Source organism: Limosilactobacillus caccae, from assembly GCF_900156885.1.
GTDB lineage: Bacteria > Bacillota > Bacilli > Lactobacillales > Lactobacillaceae > Limosilactobacillus > Limosilactobacillus caccae.
Window position 1 is genome coordinate 526,325 of record NZ_FTOY01000010.1, and the last position, 16,572, is coordinate 542,896.

Below are 16,572 nucleotides of genomic sequence, written 5' to 3' on the forward strand. Positions count from 1 at the left end.
AATATAGTAGAATAACAATGTGAAATGTTGCATAAATTAATTATAAGGAAGTGACACTTTTGAAAATTGCTGCAATTGCTGGGTCAAATGCTAACCATTCCTATAATCGAATGTTGCTAAAATTTGTTGCCCGTCATTTTAGCGATGATGATGTTGATGTTATTGATATCCGTCCAGTGCCAATGTTCAACGAAAACTTCAAGGGTAAAATTCCGGAAGTCGTTGCTGACATTGACCGCCGTGTTGCCGGGGCGGACGCTGTTATTATTGCTAGTCCAGAATACAACCACTCAATCACTTCTGCATTAAAGAGTCTGGTTGAATGGCTATCATACGAAGTTCATCCCCTCCAGGATAAGCCGGTAATGATCATCGGGGCTTCTACCCATGACCAGGGTTCATCCCGTTCCCAAGTTCAGCTACGGGATATTTTGATTTCTCCCGGGGTGAATGCTTACATCTTCCAAAATGAAGAGTTCTTCATGTCAAATGTGAAGAGCATCATGACTGAAGATGGCGAGATTACTGATGAACGGACGATCCAATTCCTTGAAAAGTGTGTTCGCGAATTTAAGCGTTATGCCAAGGCAATTGATCGGATGGTCCAAGAGAAGAAAGGGGCGGAAGCGTAATGAAAATTCTTGCACTTGTGGGGACTAATGCTGATTTCTCCTATAACCGGATTTTGCTGAAGTTCATGAAGAAGCACTTCCGCCAAATGGCTGAGATTGAAGTTAGTGAAATCAGCCAGCTGCCCGCCTTTGGGGTTGATGTTCCCCTAGAGGAGCAAACGGAAGTCTGGAAGTTAAAGCAAAAGGTTAAGGAAGCCGACGGGGTCATCTTTTCCACGCCGGAATACGATCACGGTGTCCCAGCAGCACTGAAGAGTGCGGTTGAATGGTTGTCATACCACACCAAGGTCTTGGAGCACAAGCCTGCAATGGTTGTCGGGGTATCCTATGGTCGCCAAGCATCTGCCCGTTCCCAAGTCCAAATGCGGCAGATCTTGATTTCACCAGACTGTGACACCAACTTGCTTCCGGGAAATGAAGTGTTGATTGGGAATGCTAGCCATTCCTTCTCCAAGGATGGTCGCTTGATTGATCCGGAAATGCGCGATAACTTGGAAAAGTGTTTTACGAACTTTGTCGAATACATCCAAATTTTTGAAAATGTTAATAAGGAGGGACTGAACATGTCCGTTAAACAACTATCAATTAGTGATGCGTACATTAACTTCCCGACAGGCCGGCTGAGCTTGAAGGAAGTTCAACAAATCTTCAGTACAATTCCATTTGAAATTGACTTAATCGACAGCACTGACCACTTTGCATGGTACTCTGACAAGCCAAACAGAGAACACGTCCGGAACGTGGCTTCCCTTGGCGAAACGGTCCAAGAATGTCACCCACCTTTTGCGGTTCCAACAGTGATGAAGATCATCAACAGCTTCCGGAATGGTGAAAAAGACGTTGTTACCCGGCCATTATGGATGAAGGGTCACCGTTCATTGATCCAGTACTACGCATTACGGGACGTTGATGGTCACTACCTGGGCACGATTGAATTTACTGGTAGTGTCGAATACATCTTGAACCTCTTTGAAAATGGGGCATGGGATACTGACGGCACGACGGGCGCTTCCAAGCATGATGATGCCCCGGCTGCACCTGCTGAAGATGCCGTTGATGCGTCAACCGGTGCTTCTGAATCTGGGGATGACAGTGCGGACGCTACTAGCTCTGCAGCCGCAACGGTTGCTCCAGCAGCACCAGTAGAAGATGATGATACTGATGGCACGACCGGTGCGTCTGATTCCGGTAGTGTCGACGCCAATGATGAAGAGGCTGATGCCACGACTGGTGCATCAGAAAACTAATTATGGATAGTGAATTGATGGCGCAGCGCCACGTCATGACCCATCATGCACTTGGCACCCGGATTACCCTCACAATTTATGGCAATCAGTATTTTGGCCTCCTAAAGCAGTCGATGGACCTCATCGACCACTTTGAAGACCAGCTGACAGTCAACCGTGACCAGTCGGAAGTGATGTCGGTTAACCAGGGGGCGGGAAGAACGCCCAAGATGGTTTCGCCAACGACCTATGACCTGATTAAGCTAGCAGTTAAGTATAGCCGGGAAAACTTCGGCTTCAATGCCTTGATCGGACCGCTAGTTAAGTTGTGGAAAATCGGGTTTGCCGGTGCCCATGTCCCTAGCGATCGGGAGATTAAGCAACGCCTGCAGTTGATTGACCCGTACAAGGTCTTGCTCGATGATACCGCTCGGACAGTCTACCTGGAAGAGGCGGGGATGGAGCTTGACCTCGGGGGGATTGCAAAGGGCTATATCGCTGACCGGATCAAGGACCTGTGGGAAGAAAACGGGGTACCAGCCGGGATTATCGACCTGGGTGGCAACCTCCTCTTTGTCGGCAAGTCACCGCGCCGTGATGATGGGCAGTGGATTATCGGTGTTCAAGACCCCCAACTTCACCGGGGCGAAAATTTAGCGACGGTGCGGGAGCCAGCTTGTTCGGCGGTGACGTCGGGGATTTATGAGCGTTTCCTGATTAAAAATGGTCGTCGTTACCACCACCTGCTTGACCCGCGGACGGGCTATCCGCTGGAGACAGACCTTAGTAGTGTGACGGTTTTTACCGACCAGTCGGTAATGGGCGAGATTGAGGCTAAGCGGTTATTCTTTAACGGGGAGCCGCTTGCGGATTGGGAGAAACAGCCAGGCAATCGCGGCGCTATCTTTATTCATAATGACGAATCCATGATAAACGTTGGTTTTTAAACTTGAATTGATGAGGTTGAGCAGTGACTCAACCTCTTTGTTGTTTAAAGATATTTTGGGATGCTCCGTACTTTCCTAATTGAAAAAATTTTAGTGCATTTTGCGTCTTTTTACGTATATATCTATTAGGAGGTGCAAAATGCCAAATTCAAAATTATTAGCACAGGCGCGTCGCAGCTGGGAAGAAGCCGGGTTAGCCAACGACTTTGTTTTCAATAAGGTGATGTTGGATAAGCGGATTACCCTGGAAGTGTTGCGGCGAGTTTTACCTGCTTTAAATATCAAGCGAGTTAAGCAGGTGGTTAGCCAGCAGGAGTTCACCAGTAGCCACGACGCTAAAGGAGTGCGACTGGATATCTATGTTGAAGATGACCAGCGGAACCGTTACGACATTGAGATGCAAGTAGTCGATAAACATAATTTGCCGCAGCGAATCCGCTTTTACCACGCGAACCTTGCGATGGACTGTTATGAAAAGGGGCAAAATTACGCAACGGCGGATAATTCTTACGTGATCTTCTTCTGTTGTTTTGACCCCTTTGGCTTCGGTGACCAAGAGTATCAGATTGAACGACGAATTAAAGACCACCCTGACGCCGTATACGCTGATGGGGAACAAACGCTAGTGTTTGACGTGACTAGCTTGCGCCAGGAAGTGAACCCTAAGTTGCAACAATTTCTCGACGTGATTGCGAACCGCCAAGTTGGTGACGACGACGATTTTATCGTACAATTAGAGAAGAGAATCACCTTCGTTAAGCAAAACCGGAAATGGAGGAGAGAATATATGCAACGATCATTGTACGAAATGGATATTGAAAACAGTATTGCGTTGGCTAGGGAACAAGGTTTAGAAAAGGGGCTGAGTCAAGGAAAGGCAGCTGGAATTAAAGAAGGATTGAGTCAAGGAAAGGCAGCTGGAATTAAAGAAGGGTTGAGTCAAGGAAAGGCTGCCGGGATTAAAGAAGGCCGAGCAGTCGGGATCGAAGAAGGCTTAAGTCAAGGTGAAGCCAAAAAAGAACGGCAAATAATTCAAAAGCTAATCAATGGCGGGAAGTCCCGAGAAGAAGTAATTAACTTTATGGAACAAATTCTGGATCTTCCACCAGCCCAAGCTGAGAAATACTACCAAGAATTAACCCGGTAACTTCTCCTTTCGTTAAGCAAAACAGGAAATGGAGGAGAGAATATATGCAACGATCATTGTACGAGATGGATATTGAAAATAGTATTGCGTTGGCAAAGGAGCAAGGGTTAGAACAAGGGTTGAGTCAAGGATTAGAAAAGGGGCTGAGTCAAGGCAAAGCTGCCGGTATTAAAGAAGGTCGAGCAGTCGGTATCGAAGAAGGCTTGAGTCAAGGTAAAGCAGAAGAAAGAACGCGCGGGATCCATAACCTAATCTATTCTCTTGAGCGGCTTGGAACACCCAAAGCGACTATTAAGCAAAATCTGATGGAACTGTATCAACTTTCCAGTAAAGAAGCCGAATCTTTTCTCGCTGATAAGTAACAAAGCCTTCATTACAAGCAAAATCGGAAATGGAGGAGAGAATATATGCAACGGTCATTGTACGAAATGGATATCGAAAATAGTATTGCGTTGGCTAAGGAACAAGGGCTGAGTCAAGGTAAGGCTGCTGGGATTAAAGAAGGTCGAGCAGCCGGTATCGAAGAAGGCTTGAACCGGGGACTAAAAAAAGGGTTGAACCAAGGTAAAGCAGCAGCGGAATATGAAGAACGGGTAGCGATGGTTCGTGGTCTGCTTGACATAGGGCAGCAACACGACCAGATAATCAATTTTCTTGTTAAGACTCGTAACCTTACAACTAAACAAGCAGAAAGTTATTATCAAGCTGCAATAAAGTAACCTCTTCGAAATGGAGGAGAGAATATATGCAACGGTCATTGTACGAGATGGATATTGAGAATAGCATTGCGCTGGCTAAGGAGCAAGGGTTAAGCCAAGGATTAGAAAAAGGATTAAGTCAAGGTAAGGCTGCTGGAATTAAAGAAGGTCGAGCAGCCGGTATCGAAGAAGGCTTAAGCCAAGGCAAACCTAAGACTGAACGACAAATAATCCAAAAGCTAATCAATGGCGGAAAGTCTCGCGAAGAAGTCATTAACTTTATGGAACAAATCCTCGAGCTTTCACCAGCCCAAGCTGAGAAATACTATCAAAAGTTAACCCGATAACGCCCCGCTTGGTTGATTAAGGCCAGCAATATGTGTACGAGATGGATATTAAAACAGCATCGTGCCGGCAACGAATCAGGGATTAAAGAGGATTCGTAATCTGGCGCAAGCCTTAACTGGAAATAGGCTGCCCGCTGCGACCATTCACCAAGACCCGCTACCAGCCTTCCAGCGAAGTCGCTGCATCATATATCCACATTAACTAGGAAGCAATTCCAGCTTCCCGTTCATAAAACAGAATCTTACCCAATAAGCCTTCCCTTTTGCCACGCGTAGTGTTCAAAAAGGGAAGGCTTTTATCGAGTCATTAATCAAATTTAGCAATCAGCGCCAATTCCGCTCGGGAAAGCGAGATATAAATTAACTAATAGAAACGCTGCGAAAGCCTAGCGAACCGTGCTTAGCCACCATAAATACCCGTTTGATAGGAGCTTGGTTAATGAATAAGGTGATACAACTTTTGCGCTAACTCATTTGATTACGGCAAGTCAGGTTAGCAAAATTAATCACTCTCTAAAGTAGCTTTAAATGCCGTCAAAGCGCGGTGTAGGCAGAGTTATGCTTGTCCGCGGTTTACAATTATTCCGCCGTGATTCATTAATCAGTAGTTATCCTTTTACATACATATGAAAAAAGTTTCATGTGAAATAAAAAAATTAATACCAGCGAAATGCTGGTGTAACAGTACTTTGCGACTTTTCTTGTTATTAACCAATTGTAAGTGCCAACCGATGGGGGTATCCTTTCTCTTGTAAGATATAAATCTATTTTTATAGTGCAATGCACTAAAGGGGGACAATTTAATATGTTATCGAAAAACAATCGGCAAGAACAGTTTCGGAAGCAAGAGCCTAAGAAACAACGTTTTGCCATCAAGAAGTTAACTGTAGGGGTCGCTTCTGTATTAATCGGATTCACGTTTATGGGATTGAACGCATCCGCAAGTGCTGATGAAACACCGTCTGCTCCAGCTGAAACAGCTACGGGTAATGGCACAGCTAATAGTGAAAACAAGGCTGTTTTGCCAAGTACTAATGATGCTAATGCTAATCAGCAAACTCCTCAAACGGGGGCTGCTGATGCTAATAAGCAAGCTGATGTTGCATCACCAGCAAGTGACAAGTACATCGCGATGAACGAAAACGGTGGACAGACAGATGGTGTTAAGCAAGACGAAACACCATCTGTTGATGCGGTAAATAACCAGGCACCAGCTAGTTCAGAAAATCAAAAGGCAACTGAACCAGCTGTCTCAGATCAAAGTGCTGCAGAACAAGTAACACTTGATCAGGTTACCAAAGATATTCAAGATCTTGAGGCTAAAGCAAACACAATGACTGATGCTGATCGTGAAGCAGCGATGAGCGCACTTCAAGATAAAATGAGCAAGCTTAGTCCTGATGCTCAGGCAATGTTAAGTCATGTTAATTTATTAGCAGGTGAGCCAGCAACTCAAGCGGGTATTGGTGGCAATCTGTATAATGTTGAAAATGGTGTTGCTACTATTGATGGCTATTATGGGTTAAGTAAAGCTATTGTTAATAAGGATGTTAATAAGATTGTTTTAACTAGTGATATTGATTTGGCTAATATGACTAGTGAGCAAGCTGATGCACCTAAGGGCCTTTGGACCGGTGGTACAACGGGTAACTTTAAAGGTTCAGGATTAGCACAATGGGAACTCGGAGCTGGTAATCATAAAGCTCTAGAAAGTAATTATAAATGGTCTGAGGGACTAGCACGGACTTTAACAATTGATGGACAAAACCATAAATTGAATATGGGTAATTGGTATATTGGATTGTATAATCCTAATTATACGAATGCCAAGGGTCCATGGAATATTACTTTTGAAAACTTTGATGAAATAGTATCGAAAGGGACTTCACCAGTATACTTAGCCGGTGGAATTAACGGTGTTAGTTCTGAAAATGCAGCTAAGAGTTCTATTGCCTTTAATAACATTAAAAACATTAATATTACTGATGGATCTTTAGCAGAGAGTGGAATGAATGTAACGCTCGGGTCTAACAATGGTACAGTAGTTACATTGAGTGGCAATGGATCGTTTATCAAGAATGCAAACACCGTTAATGTAGCAAATATTCTTAAAGGCTCACAGGTGGCAAAGGGCGACTTTGTTTCTGGTGTTGCTAACGGCTTAACTGTAAATGACGTTAACGTTGATGTTCCTGAAGGTAATTTTGCTATTAACGTAAATGGTGACGTTATTGTAGATGGCTCTACTATTAATGCTAAGGCTGGGATTGCTAATGTAAAAGGAGCAACTTCAGCAAAACCAGGTGAACAACAGACTGGTAATGTTACTATTAATCAGTCCAACGTTACTACGACTAATGGTGACTTTGCTACTAATATTTCTGGTATAACAAATATTAACAGCGTTGATGCTACAATCAATAACGGTAGCTTAGTTGATACACAAAATAAAGTTAACTTCAGTGGAAATAACACTATCAATAATATTAATAATAGTATTGAGTATGAGACGGTTCGTGCAGGTCATGTTGCCTTTGAGGAAGGTTCAACTACTACAATCAGTATGACTAATACTGGTAAAACGGCAGGAAGCCAAAAGGGTAATATGATTAAGACAACCCAGGAAGACACTGATACTGAAAAGGCTGTTAATATTGCCAAAGGTGCTACTGTTAATTTGAATGGTAAAAGTACCGATGTTCGTGGTATTGTCACTAAATTAACAACAGGTGGTACTCCAAAGCAAGCTACTTATGGCTCAGTAAATGTTGACGGTACTTTAAATGAAGATTTAGCTGATGGTAATTCAAGTGCTATCCAAGCTGAAAACCTATACATCAATAAATCCGGTAAGGTAAATATTAAAACAGCACAGGATAACCAAGGCGATGGAAACGGTGAATGGGCATGGACTAATGCAACTTATACTACCCAAGGTTGGCACTTTGCTCCGATTACTTTAGGTGCAGGTCGGAGTTATCAACTTGCTTCAGGTGCAAATAATATCCCATCAACCTTAAAAGTTGATGGTTCGCTAGTTGTAAACCGTCAAGTTACTAACAAGGATAAAAGAGCGTTCTCACCATTAATCTCTTATGGTAATGCATCTGCTGGTAGTGAGAAGAATGTTTTTACTTTTGAAGTTGGTGACGGTGCTGTCTTAGACCTCCAAGATAATTCGCAAAACTCATTTGTTAATGCAAATATTACTAATGTTAACAACTCAATTGCGTGGGTTGGGCCTCGTAATGAAGTAAGTATTTTTGGTTTAATTCAGATGAATGGTACCAGTACTAAGAACCAAATTATTTTTACTAACCCAGCATATGTGAACTTACAACGTACAGGTTCACAAAGAGGTTCCTTGATTCGTGAAGAAGGTATAAAGCAAAACCAAGTTATAATTAACGGTATTCCACAAAATGGTACTCCATTGGCACAGTGGAATGGTCAGAATGCAACTGAAAAGCCAGATGAAGCTTGGTTTATTAAGAGTTTACAAACTCAATCAGCTGGTGGTGACTACTACAGTAATTTCTTACCAGCAGGTGCTACCTTAGGTGACAAGAATACTATATACTTTAATGGCGATGGCTTCTTAAAGTCGGATTATTGGAATAAACCATTGTCGCAAGCTAACGCGGAAGCACAACTTGCTCCATTCGAAGGTAAAGACTACGAATACAAGAATGGGTCATACACTGGTGACTCAATGGGTGGTGTAAAGGCTAGTCGTTTAGCTCAATTTACTAATGACTTTAGTTGGTCCGCACCGCGCCGTGTATCATTTGGTCAAAAGGTTACAGACCATGGTGTTCAATTAGAAGAATCAACTCTTTACAATCCAAACGCTAAGACTATTAAAACTACAGTTGATAAGCGAGTAACCGACTTTACGCCAAAAGATGGTATTGAAAACTTATCTAAGTTTGATGGTACAACTGTTGATAATGATGCTATAGATAGTAATGGTAAGAAGATTGTTAATTGGAGCAAGTCTTCATGGGGGATTGACTGGGATACTACGGACTTTAATAAAGACGGTAAGGCTAAATCAGTTGATGCACAAGGCAATGTAACTTATGTTGATCCAACGGAAGCTCAAACCAATGTTTACAATCAACTTAAGTATATGGATGGGCTCCAACCTAAGTTAAATGCCGATGGTACCTTAGCAGAATCACCTGCAAGCTATGAAGTTACAAGTGCTGACGGTAAGAAGACTACTGTGATGAACGGACGCGTGGCTACTATTGTTTACAACGATGGCTCAGCTGATTATGTTGTAATTCCATTTAACGTTGTAGATCATTTCCAAAATGAAGAACATGAACCAAGCTACAAGCAAGTTGACGCCACTGTTGGTGAACCCGTTCCTGATCCAGTAACTTGGACTAACTCAGAAGGTGCAACAGATCCAACTGGTCTTAAGGATGTTTCAACTACTGTAAATTGGATTACTCCTAATAAAGATGATAATGGCAACTTCAATGGTGACCTTACCGTTACACCAACTACAGATGTAACACCTGGTACGTACACTGTTCCGGTAACAATTACTTACGCAGATGGTTCAAAGGATACTACGCAAGCAACAGTAGTTGTAACAGGGGATACAAATGGTGAAAGTCATCACACTTACTACGGAGACCAATCCACTGTAAGTTTTGTTGGTGATCCGCGGACTCTCCATAAGACTACTAACGACAGTTACCCAACAGCTGCTGCTCACCACTTTGATACTATTACTTACCAAGATGGTTACAACCACGAAACTAAGCAATATGAAGGTGCTAAGGTAGTTTATACTTGGAACGAAGCAAATCAGGATTATGAAGCTAAAACTGATAATGGTGTAAAGACGCTTAAGAGTACTGACATCACTTATGTATGGCAAACCAATGACAATGGTGTTGAAGTGCCAAATACTAATTGGAATACCATTCAGAGTGATGGTCACCCAGCTACTACCGCTTCAACTGATCACAATAGTGAACTAGAGAAGACTCAAACTAATCAAAGCTTGCCAGGTAACTCCAGATACCGTATCAACTTCAGCTTGACTGATGCTGCTGCTAGTGCACTTGGCTTAACACCTAACTACAAGTCATGGGTCAACGCATTCTACGACTTCATGGGTGCCGAAGCTCAAAAGGATGCTAAAGTCACAGTTAATGGTCAAAATGGTATTGATAACTTTAGTCAAGACCAGTTCAAGTCCATCATTAACCACACTCACTTAGACAGCTTGCCAGCTGACCAAGAGGTTACTGGTTACAGTTGGGCAACTAAACCAACACCTGAAAATGGTGCTTTGAAGGCTGATAAGGATGGTAATGTTGCTGTTGTTAAGATTACCTTTAAGGATAAGACAAATGGTGAAAACAACTACTTGAACATTGCCATTCCAGCCAATGCTAATGTAATTGATTACCACAACGATGCGAGCCAGTACAACGCACAATACGCTGGTACTGATGTAAAGCAAGGCGAAACTAAGACAGTTTCACCTACGTTGGTTGACGGTAAGGGTAATGCAGCTCCAACTGATGTAACTGCCACTTACAAGGCAACTAACGATACTCCAACATGGGTAACTGTTGCTAACGACGGTACCCTTACATTGAAGCCAACAACGGATACCGAGGTTGGTGCTTACAACATCCCAGTTGAAGTAACTTACAAGGACGGTAGCGTGGAAACTGTTACAGCTCCAGTATTTGTTACTGACGCAAACGGTGACCAAACCGTAACTTGGGGTGACAACGGTGCTATCGTAACTACTGTTGATGGTTCAAAGGCTAAGGCTCACGAAACTTCAGACGTTACGCAAACTGTTCCGGTTAGTGATGTTACTGTAACTGCTAATGCATACTCATTCGACAAGGATGGCAAGCTCTCAACTACAGCAACACCTGTAACTGTTGATCCTGCAACTGTATCTTGGAAGACTGCGCCAGACACGGTTGTTCCAACTGCAACTGCTGCTGGTAAGACGATTGACAATAATCAAGTTGTCGTTGACTTCACCAACAATGACGCTGCTAAGAATGTCCTTGGTTCGAAGAATGGTAAGGTAACTACTAACTCATTCACGATTACCGCAAAGGGTGCCGGTGCGAAGGCTGATGTTAAGACTCCAGCTACGGTTATCGAAGGCAGCACCACTGTTACTGACGAACAATTTGCTCAATTAGTAGATAACAACATCCCAACTGAACAAATTGCTTCTAAGACTTGGGCAACTGCACCTGAAAACGGCAAGGACGCAATGATCGTTATCACCTTCAAGGACCAAACTAATGGCAAGCCAACTTACTTGAACATCGAAATTGCTGGTAAGAACATTAATGTTGTTCCAGCAGACCAAGCTAAGGATGCCGACAAGTACACGCCAACTTACAAGACTGTTGATGGTAAGCCAGGTCAAACTATCACTATTCCAGCACCAACATTTACTGATAACAATGGTAAGCCAGCAACTGCGCCAGAAGGCACTACTTACGTTGCAGGTCCAAAGGCTCCAGAAGGCGTAACAGTAAACCCAACAACTGGTGAGATTACTTACACTGTCCCAGCCGATGCAACTCCAGGTCAATCAATTGCAATCCCAGTAACGGTAAACTACCCAGACAAGAGTAGTGAACCGGCAACTGCAACTGTGAAGGTCACTGCGCCAGAAGAAACTAAGACTGATGCCGAGGCATACACACCAGCTTATCCATCAGTATCAACTACTGTAAATCACTCAGCAACCTCAACACCTACATTCACTGGCGAGGATGGCAAGCCTGCTACTAATGTTCCTGTTAAGAGTTATGAGTTAGGTGATGTTAAGCCTGAGGTTGCTGCATCAATTGATCCAACAACTGGTGTAATAACAGTAAACCCAACTGCTAAGGGTGACTATGAAGTTCCTGTAACAATTACTTACAATGACGGCAGTCAAGATAATGTTGTTGTTAGTGTTCATGTTACTAACGGTACACGGGTAATCAACCCAGGTGACAAAGACGCAACTGATGACATGTTTACTAACCCAACGCGGACAATCACTCGGAACATACCAGGCGCTAAAGCTGTCACTGATACGCAAACTGTTCACTTTGTTCGGACAAAGACAGTTGATGCTGTAACGGGTGAAACTATTAGCTTTGGTAACTGGACGTTGCAAAGTGGTTCTCCAGCTGATTGGCCACAATACGACATTCCGCAAATTGACAACTATGTTTCTGAGATTGCGGGGGTTAAGACAACCCAAATTCCTGCTCAAGAAGGAATTACGGCCGATACTGAAAACGTAACCTACGTCGTAAACTACACTGACGTCATCAAGACGATCACGCCAGGGACAACTAACCCAACTGAAAACCCTGACATGTTTGCTAACCCAACACGGACAATCCATGTAACTAACCCTGATGGTACTACTAAGGATATTAAGCAAACAGTTAACTTCGTACGGACGAAGACGATTGATGCAGCTACTAACCAAGTAATTTCTTATGGTAAATGGCAATTAGCTGACGGTTCAGATGCTAACTGGGCAGAATACGATGTTCCACAACTTGCTAACTACGAGTCTGAAGTTGATGGTGTAAAGGCAACAAGTGTTGCTGCTAATAACGCAGTTAATGCTGAAACTGCTGATACAACGGTTAACGTAACCTACGTTGATGGTGTAAAGACGATCAACCCAGGTGACAAGGACGCAACTGATGACATGGCTAAGACAGTTAGTCGGACAATCATCGTTGTTAACCCATTGACTGGTAAGAGTGATAGCACTGTCCAAAGCGTATCATTCGTTCGGTCTAAGACGGTTGATGCTGTCACTAACGAAACGTTAAGCTACGGTGCTTGGGAACTTGCTAAGGGTTCTGCAGACTCATGGGCAGAATTCACTGCTCCAGAATTTGCCGGCTACGTTGCAAGTCAAGCCAAGGTTGATGCACAAGCTGTTACTGCGGACACGAAGGACGCAACTGTAACGATCAACTACGCACCAACTGATGCTACCCAGTATGCTCCATCATACCCAGAAGTAGTAACAACTCCAGGTAAGACAACTACTACCGATGTTACTTACAATGGTGACAAGCCTGCTGCCGGTGATGTAACTTACAAGATTACTGACGGTGCAAATGTACCAAGTTGGGTAAATGTTGACCCATCAACTGGTACCATCACTACAACGGTTCCAGCAGATTCTACTACCCAAGTAATCACAGTTCCTGTAACTGTAACTTACACGGATGGTACTACTGATCAAACCACAGCAACCATTGTTGTGGTTGCCCCTAAGGACCACGTTGATAGCCCAACTGATCCAAAGGATACGATCAAGGATCCAGAAAACTTGCCAGATGGCACTACCGTAACGTGGAAGCCAGGTGAAGAACCAGATCCAACTAAGAAGGGTGATCAACCAACAACTGTTGTAGTCACTGTTCCAGGTCAAGATCCAATCGAAGTGCCTACTACTGTTAACTACGGTGACCCAACCGACGCTGACAAGTACACTCCAGAAGGTCAACCAGTAAAGACTGTTGAAGGAAATGTTCCAGATGCTAAGGAAGGTATCAAGAACATGGACGACCTTCCAGCCGGCACGACTGCAACTTGGACTAACCCAGACCAAGTTAAGGATGACGTCAATAAGCCAGGTACTTACACTGAAACGATTACGGTTAACTACCCAGACGGTTCTAAGGACAAGGTTGATGTTCAGGTAATTGTCACTACCAAAGTTACTCCAGGTAACACTGACGCTGACAAGTTCAACCCACAAGCACAACCGGTAACTGTTCCAGAAGGCGGTCAACCAAACGCTGCTGATGGGATTAAGAACAAGGGTGACCTTCCAGAAGGTACTAGTTACGACTGGAAGACACCAGTTGACACAACGACGCCAGGTGACAAGACTGCAACGATTGTGGTTACCTACCCAGATGGTTCCAAGGATGAAGTTGAAACGACTGTCCACGTAACCAGCCAGGCAGAAGCTAACGAACCACAAGGTCAAGACATCACTGTTGACAAGGGTGCCAAGGTTCCTGATGCAGCAACTGCAATCAAGAACAAGGGCGACCTTCCAAAGGGTACTAAGTACGAATGGAAGACTGCTCCTGACACGAACAAGGTTGGTAAGCAAACTGCTACGGTTGTGGTAACCTACCCAGACGGCTCACAAGATACTGTTGATGTCACAATCACTGTAACTTCAGACGCTGACAAGTACGAACCACAAACACAACCGATTACTGAACCTACTGGTAAGGTTCCTGAACCTTCTCAAGGTATCAAGAACTTAGATGACTTGCCAGAAGGTACCAAGGTTGACTGGCTCGATCCTGCTAAGGTTGCCCAAGACGTTCAAAACGCTGGCGAACATGAAGAAGATGTTGTGGTAACTTACCCAGACGGTTCAAAGGATATCGTTAAGGTAACCATCAACTCCGTAACGCCAAAGGGCCAAGACATTACGACCACTGAAGGTGTATTGCCTGACGCCGGTGACGCAATCGCCAACAAGGATCAGATGCCAACTGGTACGACCTACGAATGGTTACAAGAACCAGATGTAAATACCCCAGGTGACCACACTGGAATCGTTCAAGTAACATTCCCAGATGGTTCAACCTACAACGTTACTGTCACTGTCCATGTTGAAGCTCCAGCTAACAACAAGGGTGAAGAAAACAGTAACCAAAACACTGGTGCGGTAGCTAACACCAACACTAACGCTAACGTAAAGGCTCCTGCTACTAACAACGGTAGCCAAGCTAGTGCTAAGAAGTTGCCACAAACTGGTAACAACGCTTCTAAGGAAACTGCTGTATTAGGCTTAGGCCTTGCTTCATTAGCAAGTCTCTTCGGCCTCGGTGGTTTGAAGAAGCGTGACACAGACAAATAATTCTTATCCCCCTTTGAATTATTAACTTTCGATACCTGTGTCAAACGAGAAAAGCGTGAATGCTCAATGAGTGTTGAAGTGCAAGACAAAAGTTAGACAAAATTAAATTATTAAGCTACTAAGGTGTGATTCCGGTATTCAACTGGAGTCATGCCTTTTGTTTTTAAGGTTATTCTGACATTGTTAAAATACTCTACATATTTTTGCGCAAGCTCGGTTAATTCCGCGATGTCTTTACATGGTGGGAAACCAGCCAGTAATTCAGTCTTGAATAAGTGAAAGAAACTTTCAACTGGTGCGTTATCTAAGCAGTTTCCTTTGCGCGACATGCTTTGAATAAACTGATGCTCGGCTAATTTTTGGGTATAGTAACCTAACTGATAGTGCCACCCTTGATCTGAATGAATGATTGGGTGAGCGGCATCAGGTAAATTGTTAATTAATTCTTTTAGTGTTCGTGTAATTAGATCCTTATTCGGGCTATTGCTAATCTGAAGGGCCAGAATTTCTTGACTAGCTTCATCAATCATTACTGAGATGTAAGCCCATTGACGATCTGCTAAGCGAACCTGTGTTACATCAGTATGGATAACACGGTAAGGTCGTTTCTCATTGAATTTTTGTTTCAATTTATTATCCGCAATTTTACCAATCGTACCCTGATAAGATGAATATTTACCATTACGATGGCGATTATATAAACTTACTTGAATGTTTAATTCGTGCATTAACTTGCGAATCGTATCACCAGACAAGTGTATTCCTAATTTATCTAGTTCCATTTGAATACGACGATAGCCCGCGATCCAACGCCCGCGAAACTGAAATCGCTGCGCGATTTGAAGAATCACTTTCTTTACTTCAGTATATTTATCATGATGATTAGCGATTCGGTTACGTTCATCATGATAGGTTGCCTTGGGCAGTTCGATAGCTTTGAGAATATCGCCAACCTTATAACGTTGTTTCTTTGGGCGTTGCGATTGATCGTCCCTGATCTGATCCACTATTTGGGTTTTCTTTCTGGCTTTGAGGGTCCGAACAGGGACAGCGATTTTTTTAAGATATCCCGCTCCAACTTGGTATCGTAAAGTTCTTGATTTTTCTTCGCTAATTCTTCCTTCAATCGTTCTAACTCACTTTTATTGGCGAGTTGACGAACCTGCTTCTTAGTATGTTTCACTTTAGACGGCCTACCTTTCGGGTGAGGCTTCAAGGCTGTAATGCCGTCTCGCGCAAATTGTGAGCGCCAAGTAGAGATTTGAGCTACTAAAATATCAAATCGAGACGCTACTTCAGCCATTGATTCCTCATGAGTTTGGTAGTAGTCTATCACATTTAATTTAAAATCAGTGGTGAATGTTCGTTTGTGTTGACGTTTTTTAAGTGCGTCGACACCGCTCAGCTGGTATCTTTGTACCCATTCAGCGATACGTCGTTCACTAATTTTATATTTTTTACTTAAATCATAAGTACTTTGAGAGGTTGAAAGGTATTCATGGACGATTTGGGCTTTCAGTTCCGCTTTATATTTGGTCATACAAAAAAGTGCCTCCACAATCATTAGACTTTTGTCTAACAATTGTAGGGCACTTCAGTGTTCACGCTTTTTTCGTTTGTTATTAAAGGCTCTTCATCGTGAGGGGCCGTTTTTCGTGG

Annotated in this window: 10 protein-coding genes; 8 read left to right on the forward strand and 2 right to left on the reverse strand. The window is 43.4% G+C overall.

The features are described 5' to 3' along the window. The first annotated feature begins 59 nt into the window (after positions 1-59). The 8 genes from CZ502_RS05690 to CZ502_RS05725 all read left to right on the forward strand — a co-directional run bounded on the left by CZ502_RS05690 (position 60) and on the right by CZ502_RS05725 (position 14,913). The gene (locus tag CZ502_RS05690) at positions 60-632 is read left to right on the forward strand and encodes an NADPH-dependent FMN reductase (RefSeq protein WP_076460431.1); all 573 of its coding nucleotides are present in this window, start codon (positions 60-62) and stop codon (positions 630-632) included. Further along, complete coding sequence (locus tag CZ502_RS05695) at positions 632-1,879, forward strand: NAD(P)H-dependent oxidoreductase (protein ID WP_076460434.1); 1,248 nt, start codon at positions 632-634, stop codon at positions 1,877-1,879. The genes CZ502_RS05690 and CZ502_RS05695 overlap by 1 nt, the downstream gene beginning before the upstream one ends. Before the next feature lie 2 nt (positions 1,880-1,881). Beyond that, positions 1,882-2,805 carry an FAD:protein FMN transferase gene (locus CZ502_RS05700; protein ID WP_076460441.1) on the forward strand — a complete coding sequence of 308 codons (924 nt, stop codon included), beginning with the start codon at positions 1,882-1,884 and terminating at the stop codon, positions 2,803-2,805. 139 nt (positions 2,806-2,944) lie between these two features. After that, the gene (locus CZ502_RS05705; RefSeq protein ID WP_076460443.1) at positions 2,945-3,952 is read left to right on the forward strand and encodes an Rpn family recombination-promoting nuclease/putative transposase; all 1,008 of its coding nucleotides are present in this window, start codon (positions 2,945-2,947) and stop codon (positions 3,950-3,952) included. Between the two features lie 44 nt (positions 3,953-3,996). Beyond that, positions 3,997-4,314, forward strand: a complete 318-nt coding sequence (locus CZ502_RS05710) for a FliH/SctL family protein (protein WP_076460446.1) — start codon at positions 3,997-3,999, stop codon at positions 4,312-4,314. 45 nt (positions 4,315-4,359) lie between these two features. Beyond that, positions 4,360-4,671: a FliH/SctL family protein gene (locus CZ502_RS05715; RefSeq protein WP_076460448.1), complete on the forward strand. Its 312-nt coding sequence runs from the start codon at positions 4,360-4,362 to the stop codon at positions 4,669-4,671. A 26-nt stretch (positions 4,672-4,697) separates the two neighbouring features. Then, positions 4,698-4,997: a FliH/SctL family protein gene (locus CZ502_RS05720; protein WP_076460450.1), complete on the forward strand. Its 300-nt coding sequence runs from the start codon at positions 4,698-4,700 to the stop codon at positions 4,995-4,997. 805 nt (positions 4,998-5,802) lie between these two features. Beyond that, positions 5,803-14,913 carry a Rib/alpha-like domain-containing protein gene (locus CZ502_RS05725; protein WP_076460452.1) on the forward strand — a complete coding sequence of 3,037 codons (9,111 nt, stop codon included), beginning with the start codon at positions 5,803-5,805 and terminating at the stop codon, positions 14,911-14,913. Between the two features lie 110 nt (positions 14,914-15,023). Here the strand turns inward: CZ502_RS05725 and CZ502_RS05730 are convergent, their stop codons facing one another. Then, a complete protein-coding gene (locus CZ502_RS05730; protein WP_076459536.1) occupies positions 15,024-15,920 on the reverse strand; it encodes an IS3 family transposase in 897 nt (298 codons plus the stop codon). Further along, a complete protein-coding gene (locus CZ502_RS05735; protein ID WP_076459537.1) occupies positions 15,920-16,453 on the reverse strand; it encodes a helix-turn-helix domain-containing protein in 534 nt (177 codons plus the stop codon). The genes CZ502_RS05730 and CZ502_RS05735 overlap by 1 nt, the downstream gene beginning before the upstream one ends. Between the last annotated feature and the right edge of the window lie 119 nt (positions 16,454-16,572).

Excerpts from the sequence above, each read along its gene's own strand:
- CZ502_RS05710 (WP_076460446.1), top strand. The coding sequence starts at position 3,997 with ATGCAACGATCATTGTACGAGATGGATATTGAAAATAGTATTGCGTTG.
- CZ502_RS05725 (WP_076460452.1), top strand. The coding sequence starts at position 5,803 with ATGTTATCGAAAAACAATCGGCAAGAACAGTTTCGGAAGCAAGAGCCT.
- CZ502_RS05715 (WP_076460448.1), top strand. The coding sequence starts at position 4,360 with ATGCAACGGTCATTGTACGAAATGGATATCGAAAATAGTATTGCGTTG.
- CZ502_RS05705 (WP_076460443.1), top strand. The coding sequence starts at position 2,945 with ATGCCAAATTCAAAATTATTAGCACAGGCGCGTCGCAGCTGGGAAGAA.
- CZ502_RS05720 (WP_076460450.1), top strand. The coding sequence starts at position 4,698 with ATGCAACGGTCATTGTACGAGATGGATATTGAGAATAGCATTGCGCTG.
- CZ502_RS05700 (WP_076460441.1), top strand. The coding sequence starts at position 1,882 with ATGGATAGTGAATTGATGGCGCAGCGCCACGTCATGACCCATCATGCA.
- CZ502_RS05735 (WP_076459537.1), bottom strand. The coding sequence starts at position 16,453 with ATGACCAAATATAAAGCGGAACTGAAAGCCCAAATCGTCCATGAATAC.
- CZ502_RS05695 (WP_076460434.1), top strand. The coding sequence starts at position 632 with ATGAAAATTCTTGCACTTGTGGGGACTAATGCTGATTTCTCCTATAAC.